The sequence below is a fragment of the Aestuariivita sp. genome (assembly GCF_021404545.1).
Lineage (GTDB): Bacteria > Pseudomonadota > Alphaproteobacteria > Rhodobacterales > Rhodobacteraceae > Aestuariivita.
Window position 1 is genome coordinate 41,638 of the sequence record NZ_JAAWWD010000066.1, and the last position, 11,089, is coordinate 52,726.

Consider the following 11,089-nt stretch of genomic DNA (forward strand, 5'->3'; position numbering starts at 1 on the left):
GATCACCGATGCACGCGCCGCGCGGACCGGCCGGAGGACCGACCGCGCAGCGCGCCAAACCAGACCCGAAGGGAGGACCCATGTTTGACGTCGCCGAGAGCCCCCAAAGCCCAGAAACAACCGATCCGCGGATACCACCGCGCGACCGCGTGGTCACGCGGGACCTGATCGACCGCCACGCATCCGAACGCCCAGACAAGGTGGTCGTCAAATTCGACGATACCGGCGAAGAATGGAGCTATGCCCGGTTCCGCGACTTGGTGATCCAGACCGGTCTGGGCTTGCAGGCCCAGGGTGTGACCCAAGGCGATCATGTCCTTGTCTTCACACCCAACAGCCGCGAGCAGTTGCGCATCTTCTTTGCGCTCAACTATATCGGGGCGATCTATGTTCCGATCAACACGGCCTATAAGGGACAGTTGCTGGAACATGTGATCGGCGTCTCCGACGCGCGGCTGGCGGTGGTGCATGCCTCGCTTGCCGACCGCCTGTCGGGGATCAAGCTGCACGCGCTGGAACGTCTGGTTGTGGTGGGCGGTGCGGTACCCGAAACGCCTGCGTTGCCTGCCGAAACCTATGAGGACGCGCTGCTGCCCCGGACGGGTACGCTGGCGCCCCTGTCGCGCCCGATTGAGTCTTGGGATCCGATGGCGATCATCTATACCTCGGGCACGACGGGGCCGTCCAAGGGGGTCCTGGTCTCGTATCTGCACCTGTTCACCAATGCCGGTCCAGAAAGCTGGCCTTTTGTGACCGCCGAGGACCGCTATCTGATCAATGCGCCGATGTTTCATATCGGCGGTATGGGCCCGATGTTTTGCATGCTGGCCCGGGGCGGATCCTTTGCCATGGTCGACCGGTTCGATACCGCCACCTATTGGCAATCGGTACGCAATACGCAAAGCACGGTGGCGTTTCTTCTGGGGGTCATGGCGACCTTTCTGGAAAAACAGGACGCCAGTGACGACGAAGCCGACAATCCGCTGCGTCTGGTTCTGATGGTGCCACTGGCGGCCAATTCCGAGAGCTTTGCATCGCGCTTTGATGTCGAAGTCTACACGATCTTCAATATGACCGAGATTTCGACCCCGATCGTGTCGGATCCAAATCCCAAGGTACGCGGCACCTGCGGCAAGCCGAGACCCGGCGTCGAAGTCCGTCTGGTCGATGACAATGATTGTGAGGTCCCCCGCGGCATGGTCGGGGAAATGGTGGTGCGAACCGACCGCCCCTGGGGCATGATGAGCGGCTATTACAAGAACCCCGAAGCAACCGCCGAGGCCTGGCGCAACGGCTGGTTCCATACCGGAGACGCCTTTACCTGCGATGCGGAAGGTCATTTCTTCTTTGTGGACCGGATGAAGGACGCGATCCGGCGGCGGGGCGAGAATATCTCCTCGTTCGAGGTTGAGGCCGAGGTTTGCGCCCATCCCGACATTGCCGAGGCAGCCGCCGTCGCCGTGCCGTCGGAGGTGAGCGAGGATGACGTTCTGGTCTGTGTGGCTCCGGTGGAGGGGCGCGTGCTGGATCCGGTCCAACTGATCGGTTTTCTCAGGGACCGAATGGCCTATTTCATGGTGCCCCGCTATGTCCGGGTGATCGAGGGCGGCTTGCCCAAAACCCCCAGCGCCAAGGTTCTGAAACACGAACTGCGCGCCGAAGGGGTCACCCCCGACACCTGGGACCGCGCGGCGGCGGGCATCCACATCAAGAGCGAGCGGTTTGACCGCAGCGCCTGAACAGGAGCGCAATGCGCGCAGCCGGACAGGGGGCGGTCGCGGGCGGATATCGTCATAGGGAGGAACAGAAATGACGAAACCATCTCAGGGCAGCGTCGTGCTGACATCAACCGAGCGGGTGATCTTCGGGCAGCCCGCCGCTCACGCCATCGCCGCCGAGGCGGAGGCTATGGGTGCGACCCGGGTCATGCTGATCGCGAGCACGTCGCTTGCCGAGACCACACCGGAAATCGCAGCCATCGAGGCCGCACTCGGGTCCCGTCACGCAACGACATTCACCGGCGTGCAGCCCCACGGACCGCGCACGGATGTGATTGCAGCGACCCAGGCCGCGCGGGCGGCTGCTGCCGACCTGATTGTCTCGGTTGGCGGCGGGTCCGTTACCGACTGCGCCAAGATCGTTCCGATCTGCCTGTCAAATGACGTGCGCACCTCCGACGACATGGAACCGCTGCATATCTATGTGGATGACACGGGCGGCATGGTCCTGCCCAGCTTTACCCCGCAGACGATCCGCACCATCTGTGTGCCGACCACCCTGTCGGGGGGCGAGTTCAACCCCTTGTCGGGGGCCACCGACCCGGCCACCAAGCACAAGCAGGGCTATCAGGAGCGGTTGATGGCGCCGGTCAGTATCATCCTCGACCCCCAGTTGACGCGGCACACACCGGATTGGCTTTGGTTTTCCACCGGCGTGCGCGCCCTCGATCACGCTATCGAGACGCTGCAATCTTTCCAGTCGAACGATTATTGCGACGGTCTGGCCGAAAGCGCGCTGCGCCTGCTGATCGAAGGGCTGCCGCGCGTCAAGTCAGATCCGGAAGACATCGAGGCGCGGCTGAAATGCCAGATCGGTGTCTGGCAATCCATGCTGCCGATCATTGCCGGTGTCCCGATGGGGGCCAGCCATGCCATCGGACATGTTCTGGGCGGTCTGTGCGACGTGCCGCACGGGTATACCTCGTGTGTCATGTCGCCTTTCGTGCTGCGCTGGAACGCATCGGTGAACGCGGCGCGCCAGACGCGTATCGCAGCCGCGTTCGGAGCGGCGGACAGGCCTGCGGCGGATCTGGTCGACAGTTTCATCACCGATCTCGGTATGCCGCGTTCGCTTGCGGCGGTCGATGTGGGCGAGAACCGTCTGCAAAAGATCGCGGAATACACCATGGAGGATATCTGGGGCCGCACGAACCCGCGCCCCATCTCCCAGCCATCTGACGTGATGGAGATCCTGGAACTTGCCAGGTAAGCCCGGGTCGGGGTCAGGGTCGGGTCAGCGACGGATCGACCATCCATCGCTGAGCCGGCCTGATACGGACTTGCCGGCAGGCTTGGCCGTTAGGCGCGGCCGGGCGCATGGTGTCGAATGTCCAGGTCAGGGGAGTACGGGATCCCTGACACCGGTCGGCGCGGCAGGGCAAGATTGTGATCGCCTGAACGCGCCACTCCGAAACGGCCTTGATCGGAGGACAGCCGCAAAGCCGTTCAGAGAAAGCACAAAAACGCGCCGCCAGTCTTACCGCCGAGGTGAGGGGAGGCGCCATCCCGCTCTCGTTGATAACCGGACATATCGCCTGCCGACCCCGGCGCGCCAGAGCCCCGACGGCTGCACGGGCCTGCCCCCCGTGCCCGGCCGCATACTCTTTGATCTTGCAGACATAGCGCACGCAAAAGGGCATCTGTCGGGCTGCGTCCTCCTGACCGAAAAATCTGCCGCCATGCACCAGGATCGGATCTCGCACCGCCTGCGGGGGTCTTTGCCCGGATCCGCGCTTTGGGCCTATCCGGTGCCGGGATCTTTCCGGGCGTCCCAGATATCGGTGATCTGATGCGCCTCCGTGATTTTGGTCTTGGCGATCTTTCGCGTGGGTGTGCGCGGGAAGTCATCGACATAGCCGACATAGCGAGGGATTTTAAAAGCGGCCAGATGCGCCGCGCAATGGGCGATGACGGCATCGGGCGGACAGTCCTTCGGTGTCAGCCCTTCGGCCAGCATCACATAGACCTTAACCTCTTCCTTGCGCAGCTCATCCGGTTCTGGCACGGCTGCGGCTTCCTCGATCTCGGGCATCCGCCGCAGGACCTCTTCCAACTCGCGGGCCGAGATATTCTCGCCCGAGCGCTTGATCATCTCCTTGATGCGTCCGACGATATAATAATAGCCGGTCTCGTCCTGACGGAAGAGATCGCCTGTGTGAAACCAGCGCCCGGTAAAGCTGTCGGCATTCGCTTGGGGCTTTTTGTAATACCCCTGAAGCACGGACCTGCCCGCCACCCAGAGCTCCCCCACTTCGCCTGGGGGTACATCCCGGCCTGCCTCGTCGACGATCCGCATCTGGCGGAAGGGCGACGGCACGCCGCAGCTTTGCGAGCCGGTCATATGGGTGGCTTCGGGCGGGACGGACAGGCCGCTGCCAATCTCGGTCATCCCGAAGGTGTTGCGGGCCACCACATCGAACCGGCGCTCAACCTCCTCATTGGCCGGGCCGGACCAGCCAAAGGCGTTGATATAGCGCAGCTTGGTTTGCCCGTCGCGCTCCGAAGGCGGGAACCGTTTGAGCGCAGGTTCGGGAAAGGCGCAGTATTCGATCTCATAATCGATCAGCCAATCCATGAACCGGCCCAGTTGCATCTTGCGCGCCACATGGGCGGTGCCGCCCAGGGCCATGGTCATCAGGGTCTGCCATTGTGGATCCATATAGAAGTAAGGCGCCCAGATCAGCGTGTTGCGGATCTGTCCGCCCTGGCCCCTCTGCATGGCCGCCAGATGGCCCAGCAGCATCCAGTAATCGTGACTGAGCATGCAGCCCTTGGGAAACCCGGTGGTGCCGGAAGTGTATTGCAGGTTCAAAAGGTCGGTGCGGGTGACCGGGCTTGGCGCGGCAAAGGCCGCGTCGCCCGCGTCATGCACGCCCTGCCAGTCGGCATATCCTGCCGGTGGCGTGCCACGCACAAGGATGCGCGCTGGCGCCAGCAAGGGCGGCAGCGTCTCCATCCCCTGCAACCGATCGAGATAGTCTGCATCCACGACCATGAATTGCGCGTCGGAATCGGTCAGAAGATAGGTCAGCTCTTCCACGCCATATCCCGTATTTGCCGGAACCATGACCGCTCCGATCCGGCCCAACGCGGCCCAGGTGATCAGGAACTCCGGCACATTGGGCACCATCACCGCGACATGCGTGCCCTTGCGCACGCCCATCTCCAGCAGGCCAGACGCCAGCTTCGATGCCGAGCGGTCAAGCCCTGCATAGCTCAGCACCCGATCCTCGTCGAAATAGATCGACAGGGGCTTGTCGCCGTGCTGCGCCGCGCACTCAGCAACGAAGGCCCCCAACGTCTCCGGGAAGTCGGTCGCGGCGGCGGTCTCGTGAAACCGCGCCATGGCAGCGATGCCGGGATCCATTCTCATGACGCACCTGTGGCGTTCTGCTCGGGCGCATCATCGGCGAGCGGATTGGCCGATGTGCCGGGCTGGCTGAGATAGGCCGCGCGCTGCAACCGGTAAAGATGATACATAAAGGCGCTGCCATCGGACCGTGACATGTCCATGGTGCGGTAAAACCCCTCCATCTCGACCCGGATCGACACGCCCGGGCTCTCGGCGATCTTGGCGGCCTTGGCCATTGCGGTCTCCATCAGCGCTTCGGGCGCGACCACATCGTTGTAAAGCCCGAAATGCTGTGCCTGTTCTGCCTCCAGCACCGTGCCCGTCAACACCATGTCCATGGCTATCGCTGGTGGCAGATGCCGCCACAGATGGGTCGAGCCGCCGGCACCGGCCATGCCATAGGCGATCTCGGGCAGGCTGAGATACGCGCCGGGGGTAGCCACGCGGATATCCATGAAATTCATCGCGAAAATGAACCCCATGCCCAGGGCCGGACCGTTCAGCGCGCCGACAATCGGCTTATAGCGTTCCAGCCCGCGCAACTCGCGCTCCCACCCCGGCCGGACGTCGATCTCGCCCATGCGCGAGGGATGAAAATGCGCCTGAAGGGTTTCGGCTTGTGTCGGGTGGCTCCAGTCGGTCTTGATGTCGTCGCCGCCGGAAAAGGCCCGCGTCCCCGCGCCGGTCAGGACGGCGGACTTGAGCGCAGGATCAGAGAGGTAATCCTTCAGATGTTCGTGAAACTCGTGATGCATCCGCGGGGTGATCGCGTTCACCTTGCCATTGTCGAGCGTGAAGACCGCAATGGCCCCGTCCTTTTCGTAATGCACGGTCATGCTGCGTGCTCCTTTCTATCTTTGATCCAGTTTGGCTTGGGCGCGGCGCCGCAAAAGCTCGGCACCCGCAAGCGCCAGCGTGGTGACCACGATCAATAGCGACGCGACCGCGGCCAGCGTCGGCCTGAGTTCGAGCCGAAGGTCGGCCCAGATGCGCATCGGAAGCGTCTCGTTCCGGCTCATCAGGAATTGCGCGATGATGAGCTCGTCAAACGAGACGAAAAAGGCAAAGACCGCGCCCGCGACGATCGCAGGCAAGAGGCTTGGAAATGCCGCCGAGAAAAACGCGCGGACAGGCCCCGCGCCCAGCACCCGCGCCGCCTGCTCCAGAGCCGGGTCGAGCTGGCGGTGCGAGGCACCGACAATCAGCACGACAAAAGGCAGCGCGATGGCCGAATGCGCACCGGCCAGCACGAACATGTTGTCTTCCCAGCCAAAGCGGACAGCAAAGATAAAGACGCCCAAGGCGATAAAGATATGCGGGATCACGATGGGCAGGGCGATGAATCCCGAGATCGCGCGCCCGAAACGCGGCCGTCCCCGCGCCAGCGCCAGAACCGCCAGTGTGCCGGTCACCGTCGCGATCACTGCCACCAGGGCCGCGACCTGAAACGAGAGGATCGTCGCATCGATCCAGACCGGGTCGCTGAGATAGTCGCGATACCAGCGCAGTCCGAAATTGCTGGGCGGGAAGCGCAGGAAATCATTGTTGGAAAACGAGATCGGCAAGATGATCAGGATCGGAAAGATCAGATAGAAGACGACCACACCGAAATAGAGCGCCCCAAGCCGTCTGGCTGTGATCAATCGCCCGCCGCTCATCGTGCCAGCGCTCCGTTGAGCGCCCTGAGCAGCAGCCGCGCGGCCAGCCGGATCACGACGATGCCCACAATCGCGGCCAGTAGCAACATCAGCGCAATCGCCGCGGCAAAGCCCCAGTTGAGCTGTGTGACGTTGAATTCGATCAGGTTGGCCAAAAGCAGATCGCGTCGGCCGCCCAAAAGCGCGGGCGTGATGAAAAAGCCCATCGACAGCATAAACACGATGATCATGCCGGTGATGGTGCCGTCCAGGCTCAGCGGGATAAAGACGCGCCGTGTCGCCTCCCAGGGCGAGGCGCCCAGCACCCGTGCCGCGCGCACCAGACCAAGGTCGATATCGCTCATCGCGCTATAGCAGGTGACGATCTGGATCGGCAGCAGGATCTGGATCATCGCCACATAGACCGCAGGCGTGGTGAACAGCATCCGCACCGGTGTCTCGATCAGGCCCGCGCCCATCAAAAGCGAGTTGATGACCCCCTCGCGGCCCAGCACCACCATCCAGGCATAGGACCGGATCAGAATGCTCATCCACAGCGGGATGAAGATCAGCAGCAACAGCAGGAATTGTACCCGGCGTGGCGATTGCACGATGAAATAGGCCACCGGATAGGCGATCACCGCACAGACGATGGCCACGACAAACGACACTTCGACCGTGTGCCACAGCACCCGCATATAGACCGCACGCTCCAGGAAGCGCTCGAAATGCCGAAAGGTCAGCTCGGGGTCCATCACGCTGGCGCGCAGGATGTCGACTGATGGCATCAGGAAGAAGACCAGCAGCATGGCCAACGCAGGCCAGAGCATCCAGTGGCGGAAAATTCGAGGCATCACGCGCCTTTTCGGTATCAGGGTGGGGGACGGGTGGCGGTGCGGCAGGCCGCGCCGCCACCCAAGCGTTCAATTTACTCCAGCAGCCATTCGTTCCAGCGTTCCTGGATCGCTTCGAGGTTGTCGCCCCAGAACTCGGGGTTGGCCGAGAATTGCGCCTCAAGATTGGCCGGTGCGGTCGGCTGGATGGCCGTCACCGCTTCGGCAACGCCATCGTAAAGGCCGGGGGCAAAGCCGGGATACGGCAGCTCGGCCATGTACTGCCGCATCTGCGCGGCGTTCATCGTGCGGTAGGCGATGAATTGATGCGCCATCTCGATATTTTCGGTGCCTTTGGGGATACCGACAAAGGACGTGTGCAGAGCGCCGCCGTTCCACATGATCTCGACCGGCAGGCCTGATTGCGCAAGCGGCGGGATGCGGCCGTTATAGGAGGTGCCGAAATAGACCTCTCCATCCGACAAAAGCTGCACCGACTGCGCGCCCGACGTCCACCAGGCGGTGACATGGGGCTTGATCTCATCCATCTTGGCGAATGCCCGGTCGAGCCCGTCCTCGGTCGAGAGCACGGTATAGAGGTCCGCCTCGGCGACGCCATCGGCGAGCAGCGCGAATTCCAGATTGTCCTCGGCCCGGTTGCGCAGGGCGCGCGGCCCCGGGAAGGTCTCCACATCCCAGAAATCCGCCCAGGAGGACATCATTCGGCCTTCGGGCATCTGATCTGTGCGCACGGCAAGCACATGGCTGAAGCTGGCCGCGCCCACGCCGTATTCTGCGCGGGCACCGGGCGGCAACAGGCCCTCCGGGTCGACCTTGGAATAGTCAATCGGCTCAAAAAGCCCCTTTGACACGCCGAGGGGATAGTTCGAGGCCGAGATCTCCATCACATCCCAGAGCACACGGCCGGAATTGACCATCGCCTCCAGCTCGGCCATCCGGCTGCCTTCGCTGGTGAGACGTTCGACCGCGATGCCCGTTTCCGCCGTAAAGGGTTCGGCGAAAAAGCGGGTATTCATCTCTCCCACGATCCCCCCCGATCCACTGACCGCAAGGGTGCGCTCCTGCGCTATTGCGGCGGGTGCTGCGACAGCGAGTGTCAGGGCCGCCGCCAGACCGGCCAGATAGGGTAATGTCAGTTTCTTCATCGTTCGTCCTCCTCTGTGGTGAATGGCCGTCCGGTTAGGACGGTTCGGGAATGGGGGTCAGATCCCGAGGCAGAAAGCCCAGCTGGACGGTCGCGCCGCGTGTAGGCCGCGCCCCGCCCGTATCGCGCCGTTCGGTGACGATCAGCGTCTGGGCATCCGGCAGGCGCAGCCGGTACTGCACCATATCCCCCATAAAAAGTGCGTCTTCGACCCGCGCTTCGAAATTCGGATAGGCCTCCGCATCGCCCTGGCAGACGCGAAAAATCCGCTCGGGCCGCAGAGACAGGGTGATCGGTCCGTCCCGTTTGGCGCTGTGCGCAGGCAGATCGGCCACAGGCAGCGTCAGTTCCAGCGCCGGAATGGCCAGATCGGACCCCGCGACCGTGGCCTCCAGCAGGTTGGTCTTGCCGATGAACTCGGCCACATAGCGGCTTTGCGGTGCGTCATAGATTGCCTGCGGCGTGTCGATCTGGGCCAGTTTCCCGTCCCCCATCACCGCGATTCGGTCCGACAGCGCCAGCGCCTCGTTCTGGTCATGGGTGACAAAGACAATCGTGCAGCCCAGCCGCTGGTGATAGGCGCGGATCTCGGCCTGCATGCTCTCGCGCAGCTTCAGATCAAGCGCCGCCAACGGTTCGTCCATCAGCAGAACCGGGGGGCGGAAGATCACCGCGCGCGCGAAGGCCACCCGCTGTTTCTGACCGCCCGAAAGCTCGGCTGGCATGCGCTGACCCAGATCGCCCATCTGGATCATGTCGAGGCCGTCCTCGACCCGCTCGGCGATCTCCTTGCGCGACACGCCGCGCAGCTTGAGCGGGAAGGCGATGTTGTCGAAAACGTTGAGATGGGGAAAAAGCGAATAGCTTTGAAACACCATGCCCACATCGCGCTTTTCGGGTGGCAGGCCCTGCACTTCGCGATCGCCGATCAAGACGCGGCCTCGGGTCGCCTGCGTGAACCCCGCCAAGACGTTGAGCGCGGTGGTCTTGCCCGATCCGCTGGGACCCAGCAGCGTGACAAGCTCACCGGGGTTCACGGCAAGGTCGAAATCGACCAGCGCATCGACATCGCCATAGGACTTTCCGACCCCTTCAAAGCGGACGGACTCGCCAGAACTTGCATCTGTGAACGGCATGGCGTTTGACTGGACCTCGAATAAACTGCGTCGCATTTTGTGACGTTGATGTCATTTATGACGGTGACGTCATTTTTTTGCGGAGTCAAGTAGCGTGTCCAACCCCTCCTTTGTGACCTTCAACATGGCGCAAGTGCTGAAGGCGCATGCCGCGCGGCAGCGCGACCGGGGCAAACGCGTGCGAACACGTGCGCAGATCCTTGCCGCTGCCGCGCGCGAAATGGAGCTTGCGGGTTACGAAGCGCTCACGGTCGAGCGGATTGCCAATGCCTCGGGCATGGCGCATGGTACCTTCTATCGCTATTTCGACAATCGGTCCGATGTGGCCTCGGCCATCATCAAACGGTACATGGCCCTGGTGCGCCGCAACCGTCCGCGTGCCAGCAAGGCGCAGACACCGTTCCAGACGATCCACGCCTATAACCGATACTACACCGCCAACTACATAGCGAATGCAGCCATGCTGCGGGGGCGCGAAGCCCTCATGCGCGAGGCCCCGGAACTGATGAAGGAGCGCGACGTGGTCAACGACCGATGGGCACGCATCGTGCTGCGAGATCTGGCGCGGCGGCGCGACATGCCGCCCGGCAGCACCGAAGATCCGTTCGCCAAACTGGCCGTCCGTTCCGCCATCGCCATGGTCGATGAGTTGTTACGCGAAATCTATGTCTACAAATCCCCCAGCCTCAGCCGCCTGGTCGACAGTGAGGAACAGGTGGCCGAGCTGATATCGTTCATGTGGTTCCGGGCGATCTTTGGCGAGACCCCGCCGCTGAACGAACTGAAATGGGCCAAGACCTTTGGCGCGAATTTCCTGGATCGATAGGTGATCGGCTGCTCTGGCGCAGGGCGCAATCAGACCCCCCTGATCGACCCTTCGCCGCACCCGCGATCACAAAGCATCCTGACCGGAGCGTCGTCGACGGCCCTCGTGGCATAGATCCAGGGCCTGGTCCACGGCTGGTGGGCGGTTGCCATGACAAACCGGGTTTTGTTTTCTCCTGACATGTGACGCTGCGGCATCTTCATCGTTGCGGGGCTGGCGCGGTCGACGATTGCAACCCCGGCGAGGAGCGCGGGACGGATGTTGAGCGGCGGGATCGGGGGGTTTGGTGAGACGGGGAACGGGGTCCGGGTAGGGGGAATGGGGGCGGGATCGGGAAGCGAGCGGCGCGGGGGGGGGGGGGG

General features: G+C 63.0%; 9 protein-coding genes and 1 pseudogene. 3 read left to right on the forward strand and 7 right to left on the reverse strand.

The genetic code is table 11. From position 1 onward, the window contains the following. The first annotated feature begins 80 nt into the window (after positions 1-80). Positions 81-1,739, forward strand: a complete 1,659-nt coding sequence (locus tag HEP69_RS21615) for an AMP-binding protein (RefSeq protein ID WP_290560589.1) — start codon at positions 81-83, stop codon at positions 1,737-1,739. A 70-nt stretch (positions 1,740-1,809) separates the two neighbouring features. Continuing rightward, on the forward strand, positions 1,810-2,988 hold the full coding sequence (locus HEP69_RS21620) for an iron-containing alcohol dehydrogenase (protein WP_290560590.1): 1,179 nt from the start codon (positions 1,810-1,812) through the stop codon (positions 2,986-2,988). Between the two features lie 531 nt (positions 2,989-3,519). Here the strand turns inward: HEP69_RS21620 and HEP69_RS21625 are convergent. The 6 genes from HEP69_RS21625 to HEP69_RS21650 all read right to left on the reverse strand — a co-directional run bounded on the left by HEP69_RS21625 (position 3,520) and on the right by HEP69_RS21650 (position 9,937). Continuing rightward, positions 3,520-5,151: a class I adenylate-forming enzyme family protein gene (locus HEP69_RS21625; RefSeq protein WP_290560591.1), complete on the reverse strand. Its 1,632-nt coding sequence runs from the start codon at positions 5,149-5,151 to the stop codon at positions 3,520-3,522. Beyond that, entirely contained in the window at positions 5,148-5,966 is an 819-nt protein-coding gene (locus tag HEP69_RS21630; RefSeq protein ID WP_290560592.1) for an enoyl-CoA hydratase/isomerase family protein, read from the reverse strand. Before HEP69_RS21630 ends, HEP69_RS21625 begins: the two co-directional genes overlap by 4 nt. Positions 5,967-5,981: 15 nt before the next feature. Next, on the reverse strand, positions 5,982-6,788 hold the full coding sequence (locus HEP69_RS21635) for an ABC transporter permease (protein WP_290560593.1): 807 nt from the start codon (positions 6,786-6,788) through the stop codon (positions 5,982-5,984). After that, positions 6,785-7,621: an ABC transporter permease gene (locus HEP69_RS21640; RefSeq protein WP_290560594.1), complete on the reverse strand. Its 837-nt coding sequence runs from the start codon at positions 7,619-7,621 to the stop codon at positions 6,785-6,787. The genes HEP69_RS21635 and HEP69_RS21640 overlap by 4 nt, the downstream gene beginning before the upstream one ends. Positions 7,622-7,695: 74 nt before the next feature. Further along, complete coding sequence (locus tag HEP69_RS21645) at positions 7,696-8,766, reverse strand: ABC transporter substrate-binding protein (protein ID WP_290560595.1); 1,071 nt, start codon at positions 8,764-8,766, stop codon at positions 7,696-7,698. A 34-nt stretch (positions 8,767-8,800) separates the two neighbouring features. Further along, positions 8,801-9,937, reverse strand: coding sequence for an ABC transporter ATP-binding protein (locus HEP69_RS21650; RefSeq protein WP_290560596.1), 1,137 nt, complete (start codon positions 9,935-9,937; stop codon positions 8,801-8,803). 58 nt (positions 9,938-9,995) lie between these two features. On the opposite strand from HEP69_RS21650, the gene HEP69_RS21655 reads away from it, so the two are divergent. Continuing rightward, positions 9,996-10,727, forward strand: coding sequence for a TetR/AcrR family transcriptional regulator (locus HEP69_RS21655; protein WP_290560597.1), 732 nt, complete (start codon positions 9,996-9,998; stop codon positions 10,725-10,727). A 29-nt stretch (positions 10,728-10,756) separates the two neighbouring features. Here the strand turns inward: HEP69_RS21655 and HEP69_RS21660 are convergent. Next, positions 10,757-11,089: pseudogene (locus HEP69_RS21660) on the reverse strand (hypothetical protein); the annotation flags it as partial.